This is a genomic window from Pseudomonas sichuanensis, assembly GCF_024749065.1.
GTDB lineage: Bacteria > Pseudomonadota > Gammaproteobacteria > Pseudomonadales > Pseudomonadaceae > Aquipseudomonas > Aquipseudomonas sichuanensis.
In genome coordinates this window covers 4,303,165-4,328,619 of the sequence record NZ_CP087185.1, presented here as the reverse complement: position 1 = coordinate 4,328,619, position 25,455 = coordinate 4,303,165, and the positions used below count along the sequence as shown (strand labels likewise).

The window sequence follows — 25,455 nt, the reverse complement described above, 5'->3', positions numbered from 1 at the left end:
GCCGCCATGACCACAACCAATACCAGTAACGAAGTCGGTAGTTCCTACCTGAAATCGTTGCAGAAGCCCGACAGCAAGAACAGCAGCACCACCGGTCAGGCCGGCAGTGCGCTGGGCAAGGATGCGTTCCTGCAGCTGCTGGTCACGCAGATGAAAAACCAGAACCCGCTCGATCCGCAGGAGAACGGTGAGTTCGTCGCGCAGTTGGCGCAGTTCAGCAGCCTGGAAGGTATCCAGTCGCTGAACGATTCGGTCAACGGGATCCTGACCGGCATTGGCTCGTCCCAGGCGCTGCAGGCCACCTCGCTGGTCGGTCGCTCGGTGATCGTGCAGACCGACAAGGCCGTGGTGGACACCACCGCCAGCTTCAATGGCCAGGTCGTGGTGCCGCAGAGCATCAGCGATGGCAAGGTCAGCATCAAGGACAAGGACGGTAACGTCGTCAAGACCATCCAGCTGGGTTCGCAAAAAGCCGGTACCGCCGACTTCATCTGGGATGGCACCAATGAGAAGGGCGAGAAAGTCGCCCCGGGCACTTACACCTTCACGGCTGAGACCACGGTCGAGGGCAAGGCCAAGACGCTGTCCACCTTGCTCCCGGCAAGGGTCAACAGTGTCAGCTTCCAGAACGGCAGCGAGATGATGCTGGACCTGGCCGGCATCGGCAAGATCGGCATCTCCAAAGTCACCAGCATCGGAATCTAACGCCGCAGAATCGGCACAAGGAGCGAGTCAATGTCTTTCAATATCGGCCTTAGCGGTCTCTACGCGGCGAACAAGGCTCTGAACGTTACCGGCAACAACATTGCCAACGTCGCCACCACCGGTTTCAAATCGTCGCGCGCCGAGTTCGCCGACCAGTATTCGCAGTCCATCCGCGGTACCTCCGGCGGCAGGACCCAGGTCGGCAGCGGCGTGAAGACCATGGCCGTTTCGCAGATGTTCAACCCGGGCAACATCAATGGCACCGGTCAGGCGCTGGACATGGCCATCGACGGCAACGGTTTCTTCGCCCTGAGCGACAACGGTTCGCGCATCTATACCCGTGCCGGCGCGTTCTACAGCGACAAGGACGGCTACGTCGTCAACTCCAGTGGTGCCAACCTGCAGGGCTATGCGGTGGACGCCAACGGCAAGGTCGTCAAGGGTGTGCTGACCGATCTGAAAATCGACACTTCGAACCTGAAGCCCAACCCGACCGGTCGTGTCTCCGAAACCGTCAACCTCAACTCCAGCGCCATCGCGCCGAGCGTGGCGCCGTTCGACCCGGCCAACGTCAACAGCTACAACTACACCTTCAACACCGATGTCTATGACAGCCAGGGCAACGCGCACCAGCTCAACCAGTACTTCGTCAAGGATGCCGGCACCAACTCCTGGACCATGTACACCACCATCGACGGTCGTAACCCGGCCGACCCGACCTTGACCACGCCGCTGGTCAACAAGCTGCCGTTCAATACCGACGGCACCTTGAATACCGGAGCCATGGCGGCAGGTCCGGTAGTCGGCGGCCTGACCATTGGTGCCGACAAGACCTTCCAGCTCACCGGTTGGGTGCCGGCGGAGAAGACTGCGGCGGGCGCCTGGGTTGCCAACGGCGCCACCGCGCGCCCGGGTGGCGTCACCCTCGATATGCTGGCTACCACCCAGTACAACTCGGCGTCGGCCACCACCGCCAAGAGCCAGGACGGCTATGCCACCGGTGAGCTCGCCGGCCTGACCGTCGACCAGAGCGGCAACCTGTTTGCCAACTTCACCAACGGCCAGGACAAGGTCATCGGCCAGGTGGCGATCGCCAACTTCGCCAACCTGCAAGGCCTGACTCCGGTGGGCGGTACGGCCTGGAAAGAGTCCTACGCTTCGGGCGTGCCGATCATCGGCGAGCCGGATACCGGCACCCTGGGCCGCATTGCCGGCAGCTCCCTGGAAGACTCCAACGTCGACCTGACCGGCGAGCTGGTCAACCTGATCAAGGCGCAGAGCAACTACCAGGCCAACGCCAAGACCATTTCCACTGAAAGCACCATCATGCAGACCATCATCCAGATGACCTGATGATCGTGGTTGGGCAAAGCCCCTGCTTGCAGGGGCTTTTTCACATCTGGCGGAGGGTGATGCCATGAGGACAGTGTCGAGGATTGTTGGGGTGCTGCTGGCGCTGCTGGTTGCGTCCTCGCTGCAGGCCGCGCCGGCGCCCTGGTACCAGTGGCAAAGCCTGGCGACCGGGCGCTACCTGTGTTCGGCAACCAACCCGGGCGATGGCTGGAAGCTGCACTCGGGGCCCTACAACAATGGGGCATGCCGTAATGACTGATTCGGCGCTTGCCGCCAGCGGCAAACATTCGCCGACAAACTGACGCTCAGCAGGCCTGCGCGGCCTTGAAAGCCCCGAATTGAAAGGCTTTGTCAGTGTGGTTCGATAATTGCTTAAGCCTTGCCAACGACAGCGCGGCAAGGTTCGCGCAGAGGAGATGCTGTGGACAAGATGCTTTATGTGGCCATGACCGGTGCCAGTCAGAACGCGCTGGCGCAGAAGGCCCATGCCAACAACCTGGCGAACGTTTCCACCAATGGTTTCCAGCGTGATCTGGAGCAGGCGCGTTCCATGCCGGTGTTCGGTGACAGCTTTCCGGCGCGAGCCTTCGCCATGAGCGAGCGCCCGGCCACCGACTTCAGCGGTGGTGCCCTGGTCGAGACCGGGCGTGACCTGGACGTGGCGGTCAGTGGCCAGGGTTTCATTGCCGTGCAGGCGCCCGATGGCAGCGAAGCCTATGTGCGTACCGGCAGCCTGAACATTGACGCCCTCGGTATCCTGCGTGCCGGCAATGGTATGCCGGTGATCGGCAACGGCGGCCCGATCGCGGTCCCGCCCGAGCAGAAGGTCGAAGTCGGTGATGACGGCACCATCAGCATTCGCGCCATGGGTGAAGACCCGCGGGCGCTGGCGCAGGTCGACCGGATCAAGCTGGTCAACCCGGACATCAAGGGCCTGACCAAGGGGCTCGACGGCATGATCCACACGGCCAACGGCCAGCCCGCCAATGCCGACGTCAACGTTCGCGTGGTTTCGGGGTTCCTTGAGTCGAGCAACGTCAATGCGGTCGAGGAAATGACCTCGGTGCTGGCGCTGTCCCGGCAGTTCGAACTGCACGTCAAGATGATGAACGCGGCCAAGGAAGGCGACGAAGCCATGGCTCGGGTTTTGCAAATCGGCTAATCACATTTGAACGGGTGCCGTAAAACAGGCGCACGAGGAGAACACTAGATGCTTCCGGCTCTTTGGGTCGCTAAAACCGGCCTGTCCGCCCAGGACACCAACCTCACGGTCATTTCCAACAACCTGGCCAACGTCTCGACCACGGGCTTCAAGCGCGACCGCGCCGAGTTCCAGGACCTGCTGTACCAGATCAAGCGCCAGCCTGGCGCGCAGTCCACCCAGGACAGCGAGCTGCCGTCGGGCCTGCAGGTCGGTACCGGTGTGCGCATCGTCGGCACCCAGAAGAGCTTCACAGCCGGCAGCCTGCAAACCACCGAGAACCCGCTGGACATGGCGGTCGACGGCCGTGGTTTCTTCCAGATCCTGCAGCCCGACGGCACCGTGTCGTACACCCGTGACGGCACCTTCCACCTGAACTCCGACGGCCAGATCGTCACCGCCAACGGTTTCGCTCTGGAACCGGCCATCGTCGTGCCGCCGGACGCCCAGACCTTCACCGTCGGCCGCGACGGCACCGTGTCGATCACCACGGTCGGCAACCCGGCAGCGCAGATCATCGGCAACATCCAGACCGCCGATTTCATCAACCCGGCTGGCCTGCAGGCGATCGGCGGCAACCTGTTCCTCGAGACCGCCGCCAGCGGCGCGCCGCAGGTCGGCACCCCGGGCCTGAACGGTTTCGGTACCACCCAGCAACAGACCCTGGAAAACTCCAACGTCAGCACCGTCGAGGAGTTGGTCAACATGATCACCACCCAGCGTGCTTACGAGATGAACTCCAAGGTCATCTCGACGGCCGACAAGATGCTGTCGTTCGTCACCCAGCAGCTGTAAGCCCTGATGGCCCGCCGGGTGCGGGCCATTGACCATTCGCTCGCTGTAGCAGCGCCCGTTACACCATGAGGTAAGCGTCATGAATCGTCTGTTGTCCGTTTTCGCCCTTGGGGGGGCGGTGTTGCTGGCCGGTTGCGTCGCGCCGACGCCCAAGCCAAACGACCCGTACTATGCGCCGGTGTTGCCGCGCACCCCGTTGCCGGCGGCGGCCAACAACGGCTCGATCTACCAGGCCGGCTTCGAGCAGGGCCTGTATACCGATCGCAAGGCGTTCCGGGTCGGTGACATCATCACCATCACCCTCAACGAGCGCACCTCGGCGAGCAAGAATGCCGGCTCGCAGATCCAGAAGAACAGCAAGGCCGATATCGGCCTGACCTCGTTGTTCGGCACCATCCCCAATACCAACAACCCGCTGGGCAGCGGCGACCTCACCCTCGAGGCCGGTTACAGCGGTGACCGCACCACCAAGGGTGACAGCAAGGCGACCCAGGGCAACACCCTGACCGGTTCGATCACCGTCACCGTCGCTGAAGTGCTGCCCAACGGCATCATCGCCGTGCGTGGCGAGAAGTGGATGACCCTGAACACCGGCGAAGAGCTGGTGCGCATCGCAGGCCTGGTGCGTGCCGATGACATCGCCACGGACAACACCGTGCCGTCCACTCGCGTGGCCGACGCGCGCATCACCTATTCGGGTACCGGCTCGTTCGCCGATGCCAGCCAGCCCGGTTGGCTGGACCGTTTCTTCATCAGCCCGCTCTGGCCCTTCTGAGTACGGATGACCATGTTCAACGCTAGGCGGTTGATTGCCGCGACACTTCTTCTGTCCTGTGCGTTCGGCGCCCACGCCGAGCGCTTGAAGGACATCGCCAGTATTTCCGGCGTGCGTGCCAACCAGCTGATCGGCTACGGTCTGGTGGTGGGGCTCAACGGTACGGGTGACCAGACCACCCAGACCCCGTTCACCCTGCAGACCTTCAACAACATGTTGTCGCAGTTCGGCATCAAGGTGCCGCCGGGTTCGGGCAACGTGCAGTTGAAGAACGTTGCCGCGGTGTCGGTGCATGCCGACCTGCCGGCCTTCGCCAAGCCCGGCCAGGTGGTCGACATCACCGTGTCGTCGATCGGTAACTCCAAGAGCCTGCGCGGCGGCAGCCTGCTGATGACCCCGCTCAAGGGTATCGACGGCAACGTCTACGCCATCGCCCAGGGCAACCTGGTGGTCGGTGGTTTCGACGCCGAAGGTCGCGATGGCTCGAAGATCACCGTCAACGTCCCGTCGGCTGGCCGCATTCCGGGCGGTGCGAGCGTCGAGCGCGCAGTGCCGAGCGGTTTCAACCAGGGCAACAGCCTTACGCTGAACCTCAACCGGCCCGACTTCACCACGGCCAAACGCATCGTCGACAAGGTCAACGAGCTGCTCGGCCCAGGGGTTGCCCAGGCCCTGGACGGTGGCTCGGTGCGGGTGACCGCGCCGATGGACCCGAGCCAGCGTGTCGACTACCTGTCGATCCTGGAAAACCTCGAGATCGACCCAGGCCAGGCCGTGGCCAAGGTCATCATCAACTCGCGTACCGGCACCATCGTGATTGGCCAGAACGTCAAGGTGTCGCCGGCGGCGGTTACCCACGGCAGCCTGACCGTGACCATCACCGAAGACCCGATCGTCAGCCAGCCGGGGCCGTTCTCCAATGGCGAGACGGCCGTCGTGCCACGCTCGCGGGTCAATGCCCAGCAGGAAGCCAAGCCGATGTTCAAGTTCGGCCCGGGCACCACCCTGGATGAAATCGTCCGTGCGGTTAACCAGGTCGGCGCAGCGCCGAGCGACCTGATGGCCATCCTTGAAGCCCTGAAGCAGGCCGGCGCGTTGCAGGCCGACCTGATCGTGATCTGAGGACGCCTGGGATGAATCCGAAAAGCCAGGTTTCCGGCCATGTCGACAGCGGTGCCTACACCGACCTCAATCGCCTGAGCTCGCTCAAGCGCGGTGATCGCGACAGCGAGGGCAACATCCGCAAGGTGGCCCAGGAATTCGAGTCGTTGTTCGTCAGCGAGATGCTCAAGGCCTCGCGCAAGGCCAGTGATGTACTGGCCGACGAAGAAAACCCGATGAACAGCGATACCACCAAGCAGTACCGTGACATGTACGACCAGCAGCTGGCCGTGAGCATGTCCCGCGAAGGGGGCGGCATCGGCCTGCAGGATGTGCTGGTGCGCCAGCTGAGCAAGCGCAAGGCCAGCACGGTCAATGCCAGCCCGTTCCCGCGTATCGATGGGCCGGCCCCGGCGCTGTGGGGTGGCCGGGTGGGCGAGCCTGCGCGGGCCGAACAGCCGGCTGCCGGGCGCAACGATGTGGCGGCCCTCAACTCGCGGCGCCTGGCCTTGCCAGGCAAGCTCACCGACCGCCTGCTGGCCGGTATCGTGCCTTCCTCGGCCACTGGCGATGCGGCCCAGCATGCGCCGTCGCTGGCCGGTGTCGCCCGTGGCGACTGGCAGCCGGCGCGGACCTATGCCGCACCCGCCGAGGGCATGCGTATCGTCGGGCGTGCGGTGGCTCAGCCACCGTTGGCGCCCAACAAGGCCTTCGGCAACAGCGATGCCTTCGTCAGCACCATGCTGCCGATGGCCGAGCAGGCGGCCAAGCGCATTGGTATCGATCCGCGTTACCTGGTGGCCCAGGCGGCGCTGGAAACCGGTTGGGGCAAGTCGGTCATGCGCAACCCTGACGGCAGCAGCAGCCACAACTTGTTCGGCATCAAAGCCACCGGCAACTGGCAGGGTGGCGAGGCGCGGGCGATCACCAGCGAGTTCCGTGGCGGTCAGTTCGTCAAGGAGACTGCGGCATTCCGCTCGTACGACTCGTACCAGGACAGCTTCCACGACCTGGTCAGCCTGTTGCAGAACAACAGTCGCTATAAAGATGCGGTCGGTGCAGCCGATAACCCAGAACAGTTTGCAAGAGAGCTGCAGAAGGCCGGTTACGCAACCGACCCGGACTATGCCCGCAAGATCATCAGCATTGCCCGGCAACTGCAGCCCACCCAGCAATACGCCATGGCTGGCACTACCACGAATCTATAAGGATTGAACCATGTCTCTGATCTCGATCGGGCTGTCCGGCCTGAGTGCCAGCCAGGCGGCGCTGTCGGTCACCAGTAACAACATCGCCAACGCTGCGACCTCTGGCTACTCGCGCCAGCAGACCGTCCAGGTCTCGGGGCCCTCGCACAACATCGGCTCGGGTTTCATCGGTACCGGGACCCAGCTGGCGGATGTGCGCCGGGTCTACAACGCCTACCTGGACAACCAGCTGCGTACCGCGACCTCGCTGAGCACCGATGCGGCCACCTACCTTGATCAGATCGGCAGTGTCGACAAACTGCTGGGCGACAGCAGCACCGGTATCAGCTCGGTGCTGACGGCATTCTTCTCGGCCCTGCAGACCGCTGCGGGCAAGCCCGGCGACGTGGCCTCCCGCCAGTTGCTGCTGACCCAGGCGCAAACCCTGAGCAACCGTTTCAATTCCATCTCCAGCGAATTGAACAAACAGAACGAGAGCATCAACAGCCAGCTCGATACCCTTGCCGGCCAGGTCAACAAGCTCACCTCGAACATTGCCGACCTGAACAAGCAGATCACCCAGCTGTCGGCGTCCGGCGCCACGCCGAACACCCTGCTGGATGCGCGCAGCGAGGCGGTGCGCCAGCTCAACGAGCTGGTGGGTGTCACTGTGCAGGAGCGTGACGGCAACTATGACGTGTACCTGGGTACCGGCCAGTCGCTGGTCACCGGCAACCGGGCCAACACCCTGACCGCCGGGCCGAGCGCCGCCGACAAGAGCCAGTACAGCCTGCAGGTCAACTACCCGACCTTCTCGTCGGATGTCACCTCGGTCATCACCGGCGGGCAGATCGGCGGCCTGTTGCGCTATCGCCAGGACGTGCTCAACCCGTCGATGAACGAACTGGGGCGTGTGGCCCTGGTGGTGACCGACAGCATCAACAGCCAGCTGGGGCAGGGCCTGGATGCCAACGGCCAGTTCGGCAGCGCGCTGTTCTCCAGCATCAACAGCGCGGCGGCAATCAGCCAGCGCAGCCTGGGTGCCACCGGCAACAGCGCAGGTTCCGGCAACCTGGACGTGACCATTGCCGATAGCAGCCTGCTGACCACCCACGACTATCAGGTCACCTTCACCAGTGGCACCCAGTACAGCGTGCGTCGTTCCGACGGCACCGACATGGGTAGCTTCGATCTGGCCACCACGCCACCACCGGTCATTGATGGCTTCACCCTGAAGCTCAACGGTGGCGGCCTGGCGGCGGGTGACAGTTTCAAGGTGATTCCCACCCGCGCGGCGGCGGGCGCGATCAGCACCACCCTCACCGATGCCAACAAGCTGGCGTTCGCCGGGCCGATCAATGCCACCATCGGCAGCGGCAACGACGGTACCGGCACCATCAGCCAACCGAATCTGGGGGCCAAGCTGGATATCTACGGCGGTGCCGACACCGCGTTGATCCAGGATTCGATCAAGCACTCGATGCCGGTACGCATGGTGTTCAGTGCGGCCAGCGGCGGCACTCAGGGCTATACCCTGTTCGATGCCAAGGGCAACAGCATCGGTACCGGCACCATCGTGCCCGGCCAGGAAAACAAGCTGACCATCAACGTACCGATGGTCGATGCGGCCGGGGCGCCCATTCTCGACGGTAGCGGCAACCCGCGTTCGTTCAGCCTGGAAACCTCGGTCGGCGGCAGCCCGGCGGAGGATGACTCGTTCAGCATGGGCTTCAACGTCAACGGCAAGTCCGACAACCGCAATGCCCAATCGCTGCTCGACCTGCAGACCAAGTCCACCGTCGGTGTCAATTCCGGTGGCGGCAGCAGCTTCACCTCGGCCTATGCCTCGATGGTGGAGCGGGTCGGTGCCAAGGCCAACCAGGCAGAAATCGATACCACGGCAACCAAGGCTGTGTACGACTCGGCCAAGGAGGCGCGCAACGGGGTTTCCGGTGTCAACCTGGACGATGAGGCGGCCAGCCTGATCAAGTTCCAGCACTACTACACCGCGTCTTCGCAAATCATCAAGGCGGCGCAGGAAACCTTCGCCACCCTGATCAACGCATTGTAAGGAGTAGCCATCGTGCGTATTTCCACCGCTCAGTTCTATGAGTCGAGCGCTACCAGCTACACCAGCAACTTTGCCAACCTGATGAAGGTCAAGCAGCAGATCGATACCGGCGTGCGCATCCAGTCTGCTGGTGACGACCCTGTCGGCGCCGCGCGCCTGCTGCTGCTGCAGCAGCAACAGGCCCTGCTCAAGCAGTACGACGGCAACATGACTACGGTGAACAACTCGCTGCTGCAAGAAGAAAGCGTGCTGGCCACCATCAACGACGCCATGCAGCGCGCCAGCGACCTGGCCATTCGTGCAGGCGGCGCCGGGATCAGTGCGGCCGACCGCACCTCCATCAGCAGTGAGCTCAAGGAGATCGAGGCTAACATCTTCGGCCTGCTCAACTCGCGCGATGCCAACGGCGACTACATGTTCGGTGGCACCAAGACCTCGTCGCCGCCCTATGTGCGCAATGCCGACGGCAGCTACAGCTACCAGGGTGACCAGACCCAGCTGAGCCTGCAGGTGTCCGACACCCTGAAACTGGCGACCAACGACACCGGCTTCAGCATCTTCGATTCGGCCAAGAACAAGAGCCGTACCGAGTCCGCCCTGGTGGCGCCGCCGGTCGATGATGGCCGCGTCGCGGTCTCGCCGGGCCTGCTGACCTCGAGCAGCGCGTACAACAGCAACTTCAACGCCGGCCAGCCGTACAAGGTCACCTTCACCAGTGCTACCCAGTACACCGTGACCGATGCCCTGGGTAACGACATCACCGCCGAAACGCCGACCAATGGCACTTTCGACAGCAAGGCCGAGGGGGGTAATCGCATCGCGTTCCGGGGTGTCGAGTTCGAGATCACCCTTTCGCTGCAGGAAGGTGATGACCCCAATACTGTTGTTGCCGGCCATGAATTCTCGTTGCAGGCGCGTCCCGACACCCTGACCACCGTCCGTGGCGCCGGTAACCCTTCTAGCGCGCAGATCACCAGCGGTGCGGTGACCGACCCGACGGCCTACCGCAGCACGTTCCCCGACAGCGGTGCGGTCATCAAGTTTACCGGCGCCAACACTTACGAGCTCTACGCGCAGCCCCTGACCGCCTACAGCAAGGTAGTGGCCAGCGGCACCTTCACCGCGCCGGCGCTGACAGTGGCGGGCGTTACCTACCAGGTGTCCGGCACGCCGCAGGCGGGTGACCAGTTTGCGGTCAATGCCAACACCCACCAGAACCAGAGCGTGCTGGAGACCATCAGCCAGCTGCGTACCGCGCTGGATGCGCCGGGCACTGGTGATGCGGCGAATACCGCGCTGAAGAACTCCATCGCTTCGGCGGTCGCCAACCTGGCCAGTGCTCGCGAGCAGGTCGATATCACCCGCGGCTCCATCGGTGCGCGTGGTAACTCGCTCGATATCCAGCGCCAGGAAAACACCAGCCTGACCACCGCCAACAAGGCCACCCAGGCCGCCATCGGCAACACCGACATGGCCGATGCGTCGATCATGCTGGCGCTGCATCAAGCCATGCTGCAGGCTTCGCAGCTGAGCTTCACGCAGATCTCCAAGCTGAGCCTGTTCAATCAGATGTAACTGAGCGGGTAGTCAAAAGCCCCGGCCAGCCCCGTGCTGCCGGGGCTTTTTTGTGCCTGGCGCACGGCGCTGAGCGGCAGTTGGCAATAAATGAGTGTGACCAATGAGTCAAATCGCGCATCTTCCCTGTATTCTATGCGGCAGCTGCTGCAGCAATTTGTTACCGGTTCGCCAGTGACCTGCCCGATGTCGGTATGTCACGGACCCGGTAGTGGGCGCCCTCAATTCACCGAGTGGCGGTCTTTGCCTGTTTTCATTGGGAAGCCAGAATGATTGGCATCAAAAGCATCGCGAGTTACGTGCCCACCGCTGGCCTGGACAACTACGTCCAGGGTGCGAAGTTCGGCAAGGACGAAGAGTTCATGTTCGGCAAGATCGGCGCGTCGTTCCTGCCGCGCAAGGCCGAAGAGCAAGAAACCTCCGACCTGTGCGTCGAGGCCGCCCGTGCCTTGTTCGCCAGCAACCCCGAGCTCGACCCGCAGTCGATCGATGTGTTGATCGTGGTCACCCAGAACGGTGACGAAGAAGGGCTGCCGCACACCGCGGCCATCGTCCAGCACAAGCTGGGCCTGTCCACCCGGGTGGCGGCGTTCGACGTCTCGCTGGGCTGCTCCGGCTACGTCTATGGCCTGTATGCGATCAAGGGCTTCATGCAGGCGGCGGGGCTGAAGAACGGCCTGCTGATTACCGCCGACCCGTATTCGAAGATCGTCGACCCGGAAGACCGCAACACCACCATGCTGTTCGGCGATGCCGCCACCGCCACCTGGATGGGTGAGGACGCGGTATGGCAGCTGGGTGAGGCGCGTTTCGGTACTGACGGTTCCGGTGCCGAGCACCTGAAGGTCACTAACGGCAATTTCTTCATGAACGGCCGCCAGGTGTTCAACTTCGCCCTGATCAAGGTGCCGGCGCACCTGCATGAGCTGCTCGATGCCAGCGGCCTGCAGTCGGCCGATATCGATGCCTTTTGCATCCATCAGGGCAGCGCGGCGATCGTCGATGCGGTGGCGCGACGCTTTGAAGAGCAACACCCGGAGAAGTTCGTCAAGGACATGCTCGAAACCGGCAATACAGTGTCCTCCAGCGTGCCGCTGCTGCTGCAGAAGCACATGCTCGACAGCAGTTGGAAGCGCGTGGCCATCAGTGGCTTCGGCGTGGGCCTGTCGTGGGGCTCGGCGATTCTCTATCGCGGCTGATCCGGCACGGTCAAAAAAAGCGCCTGGCGTGTTCCGCCAGGCGTTTTTTTTTGCCTTCGAATACGTGTTGAAAAGCCATAAGCCCCTGATTTCGTGGGGGTGGCAGCGTGATGGCATTTTTTTTTTGCAAATGCCCTCAAGCAACCCCCGCAAACGACGATAAACATTACGAAGGTTCTCTAGGCCATACCCGGCGGATGCCAGGGCCGGAAGCCGCAGTACCCATCCAACGAGGATTTCGTCATGGCTTTAACTGTAAACACCAACATTGCTTCGGTTACTACTCAGGTTAACCTGAACAAGGCCAGCACCGCCCAGACCACTTCGATGCAGCGCCTGTCTTCCGGCCTGCGCATCAACAGCGCCAAAGACGACGCTGCCGGCCTGCAGATCGCCAACCGTCTGACCAGCCAGATCAACGGCCTGGGCCAGGCAGTGAAGAACGCCAACGACGGTATCTCGATCGCCCAGACCGCCGAAGGCGCGATGCAGGCTTCGACCGACATCCTGCAAAAAATGCGTACCCTGGCTCTGTCCTCGGCTACTGGCTCCCTGAGCGCCGACGACCGTAAGTCGAACAACGACGAATACCAGGCTCTGACTTCCGAGCTGAACCGTATCTCCGCTACCACCACCTTCGGTGGCCAGAAGCTGCTGGACGGCTCGTACGGCACCAAGGCCATCCAGGTCGGCGCCAACGCCAACGAAACCATCAACCTGAGCCTGGAAAACGTTGCTGCCAGCAACATCGGTTCGCAGCAGGTCAAGTCCACCGCCATCGCCCCGAGCGCGAGCGGCCTGGCTGCTGGCAGCCTCTCCGTTACCGGCAACGGCCAAACCGCCACTGTCGCCTACGCTGCTGGTGCCTCCGCCAAGCAGATCGCCAGCGACCTGAACGGCTCGATCGGTGGTCTGACCGCATCCGCCAGCACCGAACTGCAACTGGACGTAACCGGCGCTACTCCGGCCAACTTCAAGCTGTCTGTCGGTTCCAGCGGCACTGTTGACTTCGTGGGCGTGACTGACAAGGCCGGCCTGGCCGACCAGCTGAAATCCAACGCTGCCAAGCTGGGTATCAGTGTCAACTACGACGAAGTCAAGAAAACCCTGAGCATCAAGTCGGACACCGGTGAGAACATCAGCTTCTCGGGTGCTGACGCCAACGCCCAGGCCAACATCTCGATCGCTGCCAAAGACGGCTCCGGCAACTTCGCTACTCCTGCTGCTCTGGGTGCTGCTGCCATCGTCGTCACCGGTCAGGTCTCGCTGGACTCGGCCAAAGGCTTCTCGCTGGGCGGCGCTACTGCTCTGTTCGGTGCTGCAACCGTTACCTCGGCCAAGACCACCATCTCGCAAACCGACGTCACCGACGCCACCAAGGCTCAGAACGCCCTGGCCGTTATCGACAAGGCCATCGGTTCGATCGACAGCGTCCGTTCGGGCCTGGGTGCTACCCAGAACCGTCTGACCACCACCGTCGACAACCTGCAGAACATCCAGAAGAACTCCACCGCTGCCCGCTCCACCGTGCAGGACGTGGACTTCGCTTCGGAAACTGCAGAGCTGACCAAGCAGCAGACCCTGCAGCAGGCTTCGACTGCGATCCTGTCGCAGGCTAACCAGCTGCCATCCTCGGTCCTGAAACTGCTCCAGTAATTCAGGCGCCTGAGTAAGAGGTGGAAGGGCGCGTTTACGTGCCCTTTCACCTTTTTGACATGAGGAGTTCGAAGCATGGACATGAGTGTCAAGTTGAACCAGATGTACCCTTCGATGCCGCCCCAGGCAGCAGCGACGGCCAAGGACCCGGTGGTGGCGCCTGTCAAGGTGCAGGAGGCTGCGCCTTCTGAAGACAAGCCGCACACCCGCGAGGACCTGGAGAAAGCGGTGGGCGATATCCGCGATTTCGTCCAGTCGAGCCAGCGCAAGCTGGACTTCTCCATCGATGATTCAACCGGCCAGGTAGTGGTCAAGGTCATCGCCACCGAATCCGGTGACGTGATCCGCCAGCTCCCGTCGGAAACCGCGCTGAAGCTGGCACAAAGCCTCAGCGAAGCTGGCAGCCTGCTGTTCGACGGCAAGGCATAGGCTGGCATGATTTTTGTTGCTGTCGGTCATTTGATGGATTTATCCGCCAAGGATCCGGCAGCTACTGAACAAGGAGAGCAATGATGGCAGGTACAACAGTCAGCGGTATCGGATCGGGCATCGATACCCAGGCGATTGTGAAGTCTCTGGTGGACGCGCAAAAGGCGCCGAAGCAGACACAGATCAATACCCAGACACTGAAGGCAACCACCACGTTGTCCTCTATCGGCAAGATCCAGGCAGCGCTGGATGCCTTCCGTGGCGCCCTGACCAGCATGACCACCGGCAACAGCTTCGGTGGCCTGAGCTTGAAGTCCTCGGATGAAAAGGTTGCGACCATCACCGCAGGGGCGGGCGCGGCCAACGGCTCCTTCAACCTGGTGGTGACCCAGCTGGCGTCGGCTTCCAAGGTCTCCACCAAGGTGTACGCCGGTGGCGCGACCAGCGTGGTCAACGCCACGACCGGTACCACCAAGTTGACCATCACCCAGAACGGCAAGGCTCACGACGTGAGCATTCCCCCGGGGGCCACGCTGCAAGACGTGCGTGAGAACATCAACAGCCAGTACGGCACGGCGGGCTTCAGTGCCAACATCCTGACCGATGCCTCGGGTTCGCGCCTGGTGATTACGTCCACCAAGATGGGCGAGGGCTCCGAGATCACCCTGGGCGGGAACTCGGGTGTCGACCTCGGGTATACCGAGGTGGATAAGCCCAAGAACGCCGAATATACGCTCGATGGCATTGCTATGAAGTCCAAGAGCAATGACATCACCGATGCGGTGAGTGGGCTGAACATCAAGCTGGTAGGCACGTCGCCGGAAGATACCAAAGGCAATATCACGCCAACCACGCTTTCCCTGACCACCAGTTCGATTGCATTGAAGTCGGGTCTCAAGGGCTTCATCGACACCTACAACGCATTGATCAAAGTGGTCAACGCGGAGACCAGGGTCACCAAGAATGCCGACGGCACCGTGACTGCGGCAGCCCTTACCGGTGATGCATCCATGCGTGCGCTGATGACCTCCATCCGCGAAGAGATGAATGCACTGTCCGGCAACGGCACCCTGAAGTCGCTTGCTGCGTTTGGCGTCACGACCGCCCAGGACGGCGGTGCGCTGAGCCTGGATGACAAGAAGTGGGATAAAGCCGCTGCCACCAACGCCGCTGACCTTACCAGCATCTTCAACGGCAAGGACGGCTTGATCGCGCGCCTGCAGAGCGTCACCGAGCCCTACGCCAAGGCCGCCACCGGCACCCTGGCCGAGCGCAGCAAGACCCTGACCGAAAGCCTGACCAAGCTCAAGTCCGAACAAGACACCTTGGACACGCGCATGGAGGCCTTGCAAAAGAGCCTGCAGGACAAGTACAACAACATGGACACCCTGGTCACCCAGTTGCGCCAGCAGCAGAACAACGTGCTGGGCACGCTCAACGCCCTGAACAACGCCAAGAGCGACAAGTAATCAGTGATTGATGCGAATGGCCGGGCCTGATGCCCGGCCTTTTTGCACCGGCCGGTAAAGTTTTGACCATCCGGCCCGATACAGGGACTATCGAACCTTAAGTTTTTTGCCCGTTACGAGGTCGCAAGATGAATCCCATGAGAGCCCTTCGTCAGTACCAGAAGGTCAATTCCCATGCCCAGATTTCCGAAGCCACACCCCATCGCCTGGTGCAGATGTTGATGGAAGGTGGGCTCGATCGCATGGCTCAGGCCAAGGGCGCACTGGCCCGTGGCGACATCGCCGAGAAGGGCCTGATGCTGGGCAAGGCGATCGACATCATTATCGGCCTGAGCGACGGCCTGGATGCGCAGAAGAGCCACGACCCGGCCTATATCGAGCAGCTTTCCAGCCTGTACGCCTACATGACCAATCGCTTGATGCAGGCCAATATCGACAACGATCCGGCGATCATCGACGAAGTTGCGCAACTGCTGATCACCGTCAAGAGTGGTTGGGATGCCATCGCCGACGCACAGCATGCCGGCTGAGCCGGTGGGGGAGAGCAAGGTGAATTGCGAGCTGCAACGATTCGACGAAACCCGTGAAGCGTTGCTCGCCGCCTTGGGCGCGCGGGACTGGGACGCGATCAGCAGGCTCGATGAGAGCTGCCGTGGCTGTATCGACGACATGCTCAAGGCGCCGGCACTGGACGAAGCGGTGGTCAAGGCGCGTCTTGAAGACTTGCTGCACGTCTATCGCGAACTGCTCGACGTTACAATGGGCGAGCGGCAGGCCATCGCCGATGAAATGACGCAGATCAATCAAGCAAAGAATGCGTCGAAGGTTTACCATTTGTTCAGTTAAGATGCACCGAACTGGGGAAAAGGCGCCATAAATTTGACTATGCAGGCCTTTTTGACTTAACTAGTGGCTGTTTTCGAAATTCAGACGTCCGAACACTGACCATTCAGTCGGGATGATGTCGCGCACGCCCGCCGGGCGCCGATATGACTAGGGAAGTTGCTATTGCATGTGGCGTGAAACCAAGATTCTCCTGATCGATGACGACAGCGCTCGCCGCCGCGATCTGGCGGTGGTCCTGAACTTTCTCGGCGAAGAAAACCTCCCGTGCTCCAGTGATGACTGGCAGCAGGCGGTCGAGTCTCTTGCCTCCAGCCGCGAAGTGCTGTGCGTGCTGATCGGGGCAGTGAAGGCGCCGGCCAGTGTGCTGGGGCTCCTTAAGACAGTGGCGGCGTGGGATGAGTTCCTTCCGGTGCTGTTGCTGGGCGATATTTCTTCTGCCGAGTTCCCCGAGGAGCTGCGCCGTCGCGTGCTGTCCAACCTCGAGATGCCGCCGAGCTACAGCCAGGTGCTCGATTCGCTGCACCGCGCCCAGGTGTACCGCGAGATGTACGACCAGGCCCGCGAGCGCGGCCGTCAGCGCGAGCCCAACCTGTTCCGCAGCCTAGTAGGCACCAGCCGTGCCATCCAGCATGTGCGGCAGATGATGCAGCAGGTGGCCGACACCGACGCCAGCGTGCTCATCCTCGGCGAGTCCGGCACCGGCAAGGAGGTGGTGGCGCGCAACCTGCACTACCACTCCAAGCGCCGTGAGGCACCCTTCGTGCCGGTCAACTGCGGGGCGATTCCGGCAGAGCTGCTCGAAAGCGAACTGTTCGGCCACGAAAAGGGCGCCTTCACCGGGGCCATCACCAGCCGTGCCGGGCGTTTCGAATTGGCCAACGGCGGTACGCTGTTCCTCGACGAAATCGGCGACATGCCGCTGCCCATGCAGGTCAAGCTGTTGCGGGTACTGCAGGAGCGCACCTTCGAGCGCGTGGGCAGCAACAAGACGCAAAGCATCGATGTGCGCATCATTGCCGCCACCCACAAGAATCTCGAGAACATGATCGAGGACGGGACCTTCCGCGAGGACCTGTACTACCGCCTCAACGTGTTCCCCATCGAGATGGCCCCGCTGCGTGAGCGCGTCGAAGACATCCCGCTGCTGATGAACGAGCTGATCTCGCGCATGGAGCACGAGAAGCGCGGCTCGATCCGTTTCAACTCTGCCTCGATCATGTCGCTGTGCCGACATGGATGGCCGGGCAACGTGCGCGAGCTGGCCAACCTGGTGGAGCGCATGGCGATCATGCATCCGTATGGGGTGATTGGCGTGTCGGAGCTGCCCAAGAAGTTCCGCTATGTCGACGACGAGGACGAGCAGTTGGTGGACAGCCTGCGCAGCGACCTCGAAGAGCGCGTGGCCATCAACGGCCATACGCCGAACTTCGCCAACCACGCCATGCTGCCGCCAGAAGGGCTGGACCTCAAGGACTACCTTGGCAGCCTGGAGCAGGGTCTGATCCAGCAGGCGCTGGACGATGCCAACGGTATCGTTGCGCGTGCGGCTGAACGTTTGCGTATTCGTCGTACCACCCTGGTCGAGAAAATGCGCAAGTACGGCATGAGCCGCCAGGGCGGCGAGGACCAGGCGGAGGATTGACGCCCGGTCTTGCGCCAGTACCAGTCACTTCACGGGCATGCCCGCGAAGTGACTGGTACTGGTAGCCTGCATCCCCATCTGTGCCACGGTTATCGCTTTACTGCTGGCAGCAATCGATTCTGCGACGGAAGGCCGTGCGAGAGAGCACGATGCCTCTGGCTATGCCACGCTCGCTGAGCTGCCGGAGTGGCGCTGGCATTCATCAAAAAGTCCGCCCAGACAAAACCGATTCCGCAGCGCCCGCCAGCTTAAAGCAGGCATGCGTTTTGCTTTGGCTAGCATAAAGGGCCAGGGGACAGTTTTTTGTCACCCCTCCGACCAATGCGGACCAACAGCACAATGAAAGCAGTCATTCTGGCCGGTGGGCTGGGCACACGCATCAGCGAAGAATCCCACCTGCGCCCCAAGCCGATGATCGAAATAGGCGGCAAACCGATCATCTGGCACATCATGAAGATCTACTCGCACTACGGTATCAACGACTTCGTCATTTGCCTGGGCTACAAGGGGTACGTGATCAAGGAGTATTTCGCCAACTACTTCCTGCACATGTCGGACGTGACCTTCGACATGGCGCAAAACCGCATGGACATCCACAACCGCCATGCCGAACCTTGGCGGGTGACGCTGGTGGATACCGGCGAAAACACCGCCACCGGTGGCCGCCTCAAGCGCGTCCGTGAGTACGTTGGCGATGAAACCTTTTGCCTGACTTACGGCGACGGTGTATCCGACGTCGACCTTCCCCGACTGATCGACTTCCACCGGCAGCACGGCAAGCTGGCCACGGTTACCGCCGTGCAGCCGCCGGGGCGTTACGGCGCGTTGGATGTGCAGGGCGAACAGGTACGCGGCTTCCAGGAAAAACCGCTGGGCGACGGTGGCTGGATCAATGGCGGCTTCTTCGTGCTCGAGCCGGCCGTGCTCGATTACATCGCCGGCGATGGCACCACCTGGGAAAACGAGCCCATGCGTCGTCTGGCCGAGGACGGCCAGCTGATGAGCCACCTGCACCGTGGCTTCTGGCAACCGATGGATACCCTGCGTGATCGCATGCTGCTCGAAGCACACTGGAAGAACGGCGAAGCCGCATGGCAGCTATGGCGCTGAATCCTGCATTCTGGGCGGGGCGCCGAGTTCTGCTGACCGGGCATACCGGCTTCAAGGGCGGTTGGCTGGCCGTATGGTTGCGTCAGTTGGGCGCCGAACTGCGCGGCTTCGCCTTGCCTGCCGCAACCACGCCATCGCTGTGGCAAGTTGCGCAGCTGCAGCAGCAGGTACCCGGCGATTTCGCCGATATCCGTGATGCCTCGGCCCTGGCCCGAGCGCTGCAGGATTTTCAGCCCGAACTGGTGCTGCATCTGGCCGCTCAGCCACTGGTGCGTGAATCCTATCGTGCCCCTGCGGATACCTACGCAACCAATGTCATGGGTACGCTCAACCTGCTCGAAGCGGTGCGGGCCACGCCGTCCGTGCGTGGCGTGCTGGTGGTGACCACGGACAAGTGCTACGAGAACCGCGAGTGGCCCTGGCCCTACCGGGAGCAGGATGCCCTGGGCGGCTTCGATCCCTATAGCAGCAGCAAGGCCTGTGTCGAGCTGCTGTGCGCGAGTTACCGCGACTCTTTCCTGCGTTCCTCTGGCGTTGCCCTGGGCACTGCGCGCGCAGGCAACGTGCTGGGGGGCGGGGACTGGTCTGCCGAACGCTTGTTGCCGGACATCTTTCGCGCCTGGCAGGCCGGCCAAGAGGTGACCTTGCGTTATCCCGATGCGACGCGGCCCTGGCAGCACGTGCTCGACCCGCTGATGGGCTACCTGCAACTGGCTCAGGGTTTGCTCACTGACGCCGAGCAGCATGCCGCAGCCTGGAACTTCGGCCCTGACAGCGCAGGGCTGGCCACCGTCGGCGAAATCGTCGAACGCCTTGCCAGCCTTTGGCCAGGCGAGGCTCGCTGGTCGGTTGCCAGCGATGCCCAGCCGCACGAAGCCGGTCTGCTGGCCCTGGACTCCAGCAAGGCCCGGCAGAGGCTTGGCTGGGCGCCGCGCTGGTCGCTGGATGACACCCTGAAACATACCCTGGACTGGCATCTGGCCTGGCGCGCAGGGCGTGATATGAACATCGTTACCCGCGAGCAGCTCGCGGTTCACCAAGGCGGAACCCATGAGTGACAGTACGGCGCAGCAGTTGCGCCAACAGATTGCCGAACTGGTCGGGCGCTACGCCGAGCTGCAGATGGCGCCCAAACCCTTCGTGGCCGGGCAGAGCAGCGTTCCGCCAGCCGGCAAGGTGATCGGTGCGGGCGAACTGCAGGCCATGACCGAGGCCGTGCTGGATGGCTGGCTGACCACCGGGCGCTTCAACGAGGCGTTCGAAAAGCGCTTGGGCAAGTACCTAGGGCGCCGCTGCGTACTCACCACCAACTCCGGCTCGTCGGCCAACCTGCTGGCGTTTTCCGCCCTGACCTCGCCACGTCTCGGCGACCGGGCGATCAAGCCTGGCGACGAGGTGATCGGCGTTGCTGCCGGTTTCCCGACCACCGTCAACCCTATCCTGCAGTTCGGCGCGGTACCGGTGTTCGTCGATGTCGAGATGGGCACCTACAACATCAACCCGGCGCTGATCGAAGCGGCCATCGGCCCGAAGACCAAGGCCATCATGCTGGCCCATACCTTGGGCAACCCCTTCGACCTGAGTGTGATCCGCGCCCTGTGCGACAAGTACGGCCTGTGGCTGATCGAAGACTGCTGCGATGCCCTGGGTTCCACTTACCAGGGGCGCATGGTCGGCACCTTTGGTGATATCGGCACCCTCAGCTTCTACCCTGCGCACCACATCACCATGGGCGAGGGCGGAGCGGTGTTCACCGACTCCCCGTTGCTCAAGCGCATCATTGAGTCGTTCCGCGACTGGGGCCGCGATTGCTACTGCCCCCCGGGCGAGGACAACACCTGTGGCAAGCGCTTCTGCTGGCAACTGGGTAGCTTGCCGGAAGGCTACGACCACAAGTACACCTACTCGCACCTGGGCTACAACCTGAAGATCACCGACATGCAGGCCGCATGCGCACTGGCGCAGATGGATCGGGTCGATGATTTCGTTGCCGCGCGCAAGCGCAACTTCGCCTGGCTCAGCGAGCGCCTGGCCGGTTGTGCGGACAAATTGATCCTGCCGCAGGCCACTCACGAAAGTGATCCTTCCTGGTTCGGCTATCCGCTCACCCTGCGCGACGGCTGTGGGGTAAAGCGCGTCGAGCTGTTGCGCTACCTGGACGAGCAGGGTGTGGGTACACGCCTGCTGTTCGCTGGCAATCTGACCCGCCAGCCCTACATGCAGGGGCAGCAATATCGGGTTGCCGGCGAGCTGCCGGTAACCGACAAAATCATGAGCGACACGTTCTGGATCGGCCTCTGGCCGGGCTTGAGCGATGACCATCTGGAGCATGCGGCGCGCAGTCTCGAAACCTTCCTGCAGAGGCTGTGCTGATGCGCGCCTATGTCCTGTGTGGTGGTTTCGGTACACGCCTGCGCAGCGTCACGGACGCGCAGAAGGCCCTGGTGCCCGTTCACGGTGAGCCCTTTCTGGCGCGCGTATTGAGCCAGTTGGCCCGTGCCGGCATCAGCGAAGGCGTACTGTGCGCGCATTACCGCGCCGAACAGGTGGCCGAGCAGCTTGCCGAGTTGTCTCGCCATGCGGGTCTGCCACTGTCGCTGGTGGTGGAGCAGAGCCCACTAGGCACGGGCGGCGCACTGCTCAACGCGTTGCGCGAACAACCTGCTCAGGGGCGGTATCTGGTACTCAACGCCGACACCTTTGTCGACGCGCAAGGTTATCGGCAGATGATGTTGAGCGAAGGCAATGCCGTGCTGGCAGCGCGGGTCGATGACCGCGGCCGTTATGGCAGCCTGGCGCTCAATGCCACGGGGCACCTGGCTGGCTTGCAGGAAAAGGGCCTGCAGGGGCCCGGCCTGATCAACGCGGGGGTTTATGCCTTCACCGCGCCGGCCTTCGCCGCCACGCCCGTTGGCGCCTGCTCCATGGAGCACGATCTGTTGCCCGAGTTGCTCCAGCGCGAGGCCGTTTCCGTTGTCGATTACAGCGGACGCTTCATTGATATCGGCACGCCAGAATCGCTCGCGCGCTACACCGACGAATTTTTTCCGGATACATCGCTATGAGCCTGCTGGTGCAGACCCTGAGCATAGGCGAACGCCAGAGCATTCTTGATGCGGTCAAGTGCATCGAGGCCGGCGCCTTGCAGATCGCTTTTGTGGTGGCCGACGATCAGCGTTTGCTGGGTGTGGTCACCAACGGTGACGTGCGTCGCCACTTGCTGCAGGGCGGCCAGACCGACCTGCCGGTAACCACCTGCATGAACAGCCATTACCGCGCCGTTCAGGCCGGTGCGTCGCGTGAGGAGTTGCTCAAGGCATTCGACCTTGGTTTCAACGCCATCCCGGCCGTGGATGAGCAGGGGCGCCTGGTCGAGGTCTACACCCGCCTGATGGCGGCCAGCCCGGAAGTGCCGGTGCTGGCACGGGCCCGTGCGCCGGTACGCATGAGCTTCTGCGGCGGCGGTGCCGACCTGACCTATTTCTTCATCGACCACCCGGCCGCGGTGCTCAGCTGTACCGTCGGCCTGTATGCCCATGCCACCCTGGTTCCCCGGGGCGACCGTGGCATCCGCATCTTCTCCGAGGACCTGGGGCGCGAGGAGGACTACGACTCCCTGGCCGACCTGCTGGCCGCCAGTGAAAAAAGCCTGTTGGCGACCATCGTTTCGGTGATCAAGCCGCAATACGGCTTCGACCTCTACCTGCGTTCGGACTTTCCGGTGGGCTCTGGGCTGGGCGGCTCCTCCGCGGCCACCACGGCCACCATCGCGGTATTCAACGAACTGCGCCAGGATCGCTGGAGCACCTACGAGATCGCCGAACTGGCGTTCCAGGCCGAGCGCCTGTGCTTCGGCATCGCCGGTGGCTGGCAGGACCAGTACGCCTCGGCCTTCGGCGGCTTCAACCTGATCGAATTCGAGAACCAGCGCAACCTGGTGCACCCGATTCGCCTGGAAGAGGCGATCCGCAATGAGCTGGAGTCCTGCCTGGTGTTGTGCGACACCGGCATCTCCCACGACTCCGGTCGCCTGCATGATCTGCAGCGCGAGGAGATGCAGGCCGAGGCCTCGCAAACCGACCTGCTCCATGCCAGCGTGGCGCTGTGCCGGCGCATGCACCGCTATCTGATTCGCGGCGAGCTGCGCGATTTCGGCCTGTGCCTGGACGAAGCCTGGCGCCTGAAAAAGCGTTTTTCCTCGGCCATCAGCCATGGGCGCCTCGATGAAATCTACGCCGCTGCACTGGCGGCCGGCGCGCTCGGCGGCAAGCTGCTCGGCGCCGGCGGCGGTGGCTTCTTCCTGTTCTACGTACAACCCCAGCATCGCCAGCGGGTGGTGCATGCGGTGCGCGCACTGGGCTGCCAGACTCAAGGCTTCCGCTTCGAGTCCTGCGGTGTTACTTCCTGGCGGACGAAAATCCAATGACCCCGATTATTCTCGACGGCATCGCCCTGGGTGGCGAGCGCGTCTATGTCATCGCCGAAGCCGGCAACAACCACAACGGCTCGCTGGCATTGGCCAAACAACTGGTGGATGCCGCCATCGCGGCGGGCGCCGACTGCGTCAAGTTCCAGTTGCGCAACCGCGAGGCGCTGTACCGGCGCAAGGCCGATGGCTCGCGCGCCGAAGACCTCGGCGTGGAGTACATCCAGGACCTGCTGGACAAAGTCGAGCTGAGCCTCGACGAGCACCGCCAGCTGCGTGCCTACTGCGCGCAACAGGGCATCACCTACCTGTGTACCCCCTGGGATGAACCCAGTGTCGATGCCCTGGCGGCGTTCGACGTAGCGGCGCTGAAAATCGCCTCGGCGGACCTGAGCAACCCCTACCTGATCGCCAAGGCCGCCAGCCTGGGCAAGCCGCTGATCCTGTCCACCGGCATGTCCTTCGAGCACGAAATCATCCGTGCCATCGAACAGCTCAATGCCCTGGGCACGCCCTTCGCGCTGCTGCACTGCAACAGCGCCTATCCGGCGCCGGAAGGGGATATCCAGCTTGGCTACCTGCGCCGCCTGCAGGAGTTGCACGGCCTGATCGGCTATTCCGGCCATGAGCGCGGTATCGCCATTACCCTCGGTGCCGTGGCCCTGGGTGCCAAGCTCGTGGAGCGCCACATTACCCTGGACCGCAACATGGAAGGCCCGGATCACCTGGCCAGCCTGGAGCCTACCGAATTCCGCCAACTGGTGGACGGCATTCGCCAACTGGAACTGGCGCTGCCATGGCAAGGCCCTGGCCGTCATGCCAGCCAGGGGGAGCTGCTGAACCGCGAGAACCTCGGCAAGAGCGTGATCGCCGCACGCGAGATCCCCCGTGGTGCAGTCCTGGAGCCGGGCATGCTGCGTATCGCCAGCCCCGGCCAGGGCTTGGCGCCGTACCGTCTGCCGGAGCTGCTGGGCAAGCCAGCCCAGCGCGACATTGCCCAGGGCGATTTCTTGTTCGAGAGCGACCTGCAGGAACAACCCGCCGAGCAGAAACTGGCGTTCGACATGCCGATTCGTTGGGGTGTGCCGGTGCGCTATCACGACTTCCTCGATTACCGTCGGCGCATCGAGCCGGATCTGTTCGAGTTCCACCTGTCCTACCGTGACCTCGGTCTGAAGCCGCAGCCCTTCCTGGCCCAGGTGGAATGCTCGCGCCTGGTGGTGCACGCCCCGGAGCTGTTCGAGAACAGCGAACTGCTGGACCTGGTGGCGGACGACCCGGCCTATCGTCGGCGCTCCATCGACAACCTGCAGCGCGTGGTCGATGCCACCCTGCAGATCGGCGAGTTCTTCCCCGCCGCCGATGCCCGGCTGATCGTCGCCAACATCGGTGGTTTTTCTGCCGATGCGCCACGCCCGCTGGCCATGCGCCCCGAGCTCTACGAGCGTTTCCATGAGGCCTGCCGCCAGGTGGATTTCGCCGGCACGGAGCTGATCCCGCAGAACATGGCGCCGTTCCCCTGGCACTTCGGCGGCCAGCGCCACCAGAACATTTTCATGATGCCCGACGAACTGGCGGCCCAGGCCCGCGAGCACCGCCTGCGCTTGTGCCTGGACCTGTCGCACCTGCAGATGACCTGCTTCCACTTCGGCCTCGACTTCCAGGCCGCACTGGCGCTGCTGCTGCCGCACTCGGCGCACCTGCACGTGGCCGACGCCAAGGGCACCAACGGCGAAGGCGTGCTGATGGGCACCGGCGACATCGACTGGCCGGCCAGCTGGGCACAGATTCGCCAACATCCCGAGGTCAGCTTCATTCCTGAAGTCTGGCAAGGGCACAAGGATCATGGTGCCGGCTTCTGGTCGGCACTGCAGTATTTGACGCGGCTTGCTTAAGCGCCGGTTTCGAGGGGGAA

General features: G+C 62.8%; 23 protein-coding genes. All 23 read left to right on the top strand.

Annotated features, from left to right (window positions below; translation table 11 throughout):
- Window positions 1–6: 6 nt before the first annotated feature.
- The 23 genes from flgD to LOY51_RS19435 all read left to right on the top strand — a co-directional run bounded on the left by flgD (window position 7) and on the right by LOY51_RS19435 (window position 25,435).
- On the top strand, window positions 7–705 hold the full coding sequence (flgD, locus tag LOY51_RS19545; protein ID WP_125859539.1) for a flagellar hook assembly protein FlgD: 699 nt from the start codon (window positions 7–9) through the stop codon (window positions 703–705).
- 30 nt (window positions 706–735) lie between these two features.
- Window positions 736–2,058: a flagellar hook protein FlgE gene (gene flgE / locus LOY51_RS19540; RefSeq protein ID WP_125859538.1), complete on the top strand. Its 1,323-nt coding sequence runs from the start codon at window positions 736–738 to the stop codon at window positions 2,056–2,058.
- Window positions 2,059–2,131: 73 nt separating this feature from the next.
- Window positions 2,132–2,317 (top strand): hypothetical protein, encoded by a 186-nt coding sequence (locus tag LOY51_RS19535; protein WP_125464989.1) that lies wholly within the window; start codon window positions 2,132–2,134, stop codon window positions 2,315–2,317.
- A gap of 162 nt (window positions 2,318–2,479) precedes the next feature.
- Window positions 2,480–3,220, top strand: a complete 741-nt coding sequence (locus LOY51_RS19530) for a flagellar basal body rod protein FlgF (RefSeq protein ID WP_125464988.1) — start codon at window positions 2,480–2,482, stop codon at window positions 3,218–3,220.
- Between the two features lie 48 nt (window positions 3,221–3,268).
- On the top strand, window positions 3,269–4,054 hold the full coding sequence (gene flgG / locus LOY51_RS19525) for a flagellar basal-body rod protein FlgG (RefSeq protein WP_125464987.1): 786 nt from the start codon (window positions 3,269–3,271) through the stop codon (window positions 4,052–4,054).
- Between the two features lie 79 nt (window positions 4,055–4,133).
- Entirely contained in the window at window positions 4,134–4,829 is a 696-nt protein-coding gene (flgH, locus tag LOY51_RS19520; protein WP_125464986.1) for a flagellar basal body L-ring protein FlgH, read from the top strand.
- Between the two features lie 12 nt (window positions 4,830–4,841).
- Window positions 4,842–5,951, top strand: a complete 1,110-nt coding sequence (locus LOY51_RS19515; protein ID WP_110991963.1) for a flagellar basal body P-ring protein FlgI — start codon at window positions 4,842–4,844, stop codon at window positions 5,949–5,951.
- Between the two features lie 11 nt (window positions 5,952–5,962).
- Window positions 5,963–7,138 carry a flagellar assembly peptidoglycan hydrolase FlgJ gene (gene flgJ / locus LOY51_RS19510; protein ID WP_258642677.1) on the top strand — a complete coding sequence of 392 codons (1,176 nt, stop codon included), beginning with the start codon at window positions 5,963–5,965 and terminating at the stop codon, window positions 7,136–7,138.
- Window positions 7,139–7,148: 10 nt separating this feature from the next.
- The gene (flgK, locus tag LOY51_RS19505) at window positions 7,149–9,188 is read left to right on the top strand and encodes a flagellar hook-associated protein FlgK (protein WP_258642675.1); all 2,040 of its coding nucleotides are present in this window, start codon (window positions 7,149–7,151) and stop codon (window positions 9,186–9,188) included.
- A 12-nt stretch (window positions 9,189–9,200) separates the two neighbouring features.
- Window positions 9,201–10,763 carry a flagellar hook-associated protein 3 gene (locus tag LOY51_RS19500; protein ID WP_258642673.1) on the top strand — a complete coding sequence of 521 codons (1,563 nt, stop codon included), beginning with the start codon at window positions 9,201–9,203 and terminating at the stop codon, window positions 10,761–10,763.
- A 269-nt stretch (window positions 10,764–11,032) separates the two neighbouring features.
- The gene (locus LOY51_RS19495) at window positions 11,033–11,962 is read left to right on the top strand and encodes a ketoacyl-ACP synthase III (protein WP_125464982.1); all 930 of its coding nucleotides are present in this window, start codon (window positions 11,033–11,035) and stop codon (window positions 11,960–11,962) included.
- Between the two features lie 243 nt (window positions 11,963–12,205).
- Window positions 12,206–13,618 carry a flagellin N-terminal helical domain-containing protein gene (locus LOY51_RS19490; RefSeq protein WP_258642672.1) on the top strand — a complete coding sequence of 471 codons (1,413 nt, stop codon included), beginning with the start codon at window positions 12,206–12,208 and terminating at the stop codon, window positions 13,616–13,618.
- Between the two features lie 75 nt (window positions 13,619–13,693).
- The gene (locus LOY51_RS19485) at window positions 13,694–14,047 is read left to right on the top strand and encodes a flagellar protein FlaG (protein ID WP_153787294.1); all 354 of its coding nucleotides are present in this window, start codon (window positions 13,694–13,696) and stop codon (window positions 14,045–14,047) included.
- Between the two features lie 83 nt (window positions 14,048–14,130).
- Window positions 14,131–15,516, top strand: a complete 1,386-nt coding sequence (gene fliD, locus LOY51_RS19480) for a flagellar filament capping protein FliD (RefSeq protein WP_125859532.1) — start codon at window positions 14,131–14,133, stop codon at window positions 15,514–15,516.
- Window positions 15,517–15,644: 128 nt separating this feature from the next.
- Window positions 15,645–16,046, top strand: a complete 402-nt coding sequence (gene fliS, locus LOY51_RS19475; RefSeq protein WP_258642670.1) for a flagellar export chaperone FliS — start codon at window positions 15,645–15,647, stop codon at window positions 16,044–16,046.
- Between the two features lie 19 nt (window positions 16,047–16,065).
- Window positions 16,066–16,362: a flagellar protein FliT gene (locus LOY51_RS19470; RefSeq protein WP_258646682.1), complete on the top strand. Its 297-nt coding sequence runs from the start codon at window positions 16,066–16,068 to the stop codon at window positions 16,360–16,362.
- A 166-nt stretch (window positions 16,363–16,528) separates the two neighbouring features.
- Window positions 16,529–18,004 carry a transcriptional regulator FleQ gene (gene fleQ, locus LOY51_RS19465; protein WP_258642668.1) on the top strand — a complete coding sequence of 492 codons (1,476 nt, stop codon included), beginning with the start codon at window positions 16,529–16,531 and terminating at the stop codon, window positions 18,002–18,004.
- A gap of 339 nt (window positions 18,005–18,343) precedes the next feature.
- Window positions 18,344–19,114: a glucose-1-phosphate cytidylyltransferase gene (gene rfbF, locus LOY51_RS19460; RefSeq protein WP_110991873.1), complete on the top strand. Its 771-nt coding sequence runs from the start codon at window positions 18,344–18,346 to the stop codon at window positions 19,112–19,114.
- Entirely contained in the window at window positions 19,096–20,172 is a 1,077-nt protein-coding gene (gene rfbG, locus LOY51_RS19455) for a CDP-glucose 4,6-dehydratase (protein WP_190306009.1), read from the top strand. Before rfbF ends, rfbG begins: the two co-directional genes overlap by 19 nt.
- Entirely contained in the window at window positions 20,165–21,487 is a 1,323-nt protein-coding gene (gene rfbH, locus LOY51_RS19450) for a lipopolysaccharide biosynthesis protein RfbH (protein ID WP_125859530.1), read from the top strand. Before rfbG ends, rfbH begins: the two co-directional genes overlap by 8 nt.
- Complete coding sequence (locus LOY51_RS19445) at window positions 21,487–22,179, top strand: sugar phosphate nucleotidyltransferase (protein WP_125861369.1); 693 nt, start codon at window positions 21,487–21,489, stop codon at window positions 22,177–22,179. The genes rfbH and LOY51_RS19445 overlap by 1 nt, the downstream gene beginning before the upstream one ends.
- On the top strand, window positions 22,176–23,540 hold the full coding sequence (locus tag LOY51_RS19440) for a GHMP family kinase ATP-binding protein (protein ID WP_258642665.1): 1,365 nt from the start codon (window positions 22,176–22,178) through the stop codon (window positions 23,538–23,540). Before LOY51_RS19445 ends, LOY51_RS19440 begins: the two co-directional genes overlap by 4 nt.
- On the top strand, window positions 23,537–25,435 hold the full coding sequence (locus LOY51_RS19435) for an N-acetylneuraminate synthase family protein (RefSeq protein WP_125859528.1): 1,899 nt from the start codon (window positions 23,537–23,539) through the stop codon (window positions 25,433–25,435). The genes LOY51_RS19440 and LOY51_RS19435 overlap by 4 nt, the downstream gene beginning before the upstream one ends.
- Window positions 25,436–25,455 lie beyond the last annotated feature (20 nt).

What these genes read in the sequence shown, in the direction of transcription:
- flgH (WP_125464986.1), top strand. Translation starts at nt 4,134, where the DNA reads ATGAATCGTCTGTTGTCCGTTTTCGCCCTTGGGGGGGCGGTGTTGCTG.
- fliD (WP_125859532.1), top strand. Translation starts at nt 14,131, where the DNA reads ATGGCAGGTACAACAGTCAGCGGTATCGGATCGGGCATCGATACCCAG.
- flgE (WP_125859538.1), top strand. Translation starts at nt 736, where the DNA reads ATGTCTTTCAATATCGGCCTTAGCGGTCTCTACGCGGCGAACAAGGCT.
- LOY51_RS19435 (WP_125859528.1), top strand. Translation starts at nt 23,537, where the DNA reads ATGACCCCGATTATTCTCGACGGCATCGCCCTGGGTGGCGAGCGCGTC.
- flgJ (WP_258642677.1), top strand. Translation starts at nt 5,963, where the DNA reads ATGAATCCGAAAAGCCAGGTTTCCGGCCATGTCGACAGCGGTGCCTAC.
- rfbG (WP_190306009.1), top strand. Translation starts at nt 19,096, where the DNA reads ATGGCAGCTATGGCGCTGAATCCTGCATTCTGGGCGGGGCGCCGAGTT.
- LOY51_RS19490 (WP_258642672.1), top strand. Translation starts at nt 12,206, where the DNA reads ATGGCTTTAACTGTAAACACCAACATTGCTTCGGTTACTACTCAGGTT.
- fliS (WP_258642670.1), top strand. Translation starts at nt 15,645, where the DNA reads ATGAATCCCATGAGAGCCCTTCGTCAGTACCAGAAGGTCAATTCCCAT.
- LOY51_RS19485 (WP_153787294.1), top strand. Translation starts at nt 13,694, where the DNA reads ATGGACATGAGTGTCAAGTTGAACCAGATGTACCCTTCGATGCCGCCC.
- LOY51_RS19440 (WP_258642665.1), top strand. Translation starts at nt 22,176, where the DNA reads ATGAGCCTGCTGGTGCAGACCCTGAGCATAGGCGAACGCCAGAGCATT.
- rfbH (WP_125859530.1), top strand. Translation starts at nt 20,165, where the DNA reads ATGAGTGACAGTACGGCGCAGCAGTTGCGCCAACAGATTGCCGAACTG.
- LOY51_RS19495 (WP_125464982.1), top strand. Translation starts at nt 11,033, where the DNA reads ATGATTGGCATCAAAAGCATCGCGAGTTACGTGCCCACCGCTGGCCTG.
- rfbF (WP_110991873.1), top strand. Translation starts at nt 18,344, where the DNA reads ATGAAAGCAGTCATTCTGGCCGGTGGGCTGGGCACACGCATCAGCGAA.
- LOY51_RS19445 (WP_125861369.1), top strand. Translation starts at nt 21,487, where the DNA reads ATGCGCGCCTATGTCCTGTGTGGTGGTTTCGGTACACGCCTGCGCAGC.
- flgD (WP_125859539.1), top strand. Translation starts at nt 7, where the DNA reads ATGACCACAACCAATACCAGTAACGAAGTCGGTAGTTCCTACCTGAAA.
- flgG (WP_125464987.1), top strand. Translation starts at nt 3,269, where the DNA reads ATGCTTCCGGCTCTTTGGGTCGCTAAAACCGGCCTGTCCGCCCAGGAC.
- fleQ (WP_258642668.1), top strand. Translation starts at nt 16,529, where the DNA reads ATGTGGCGTGAAACCAAGATTCTCCTGATCGATGACGACAGCGCTCGC.
- flgK (WP_258642675.1), top strand. Translation starts at nt 7,149, where the DNA reads ATGTCTCTGATCTCGATCGGGCTGTCCGGCCTGAGTGCCAGCCAGGCG.
- LOY51_RS19515 (WP_110991963.1), top strand. Translation starts at nt 4,842, where the DNA reads ATGTTCAACGCTAGGCGGTTGATTGCCGCGACACTTCTTCTGTCCTGT.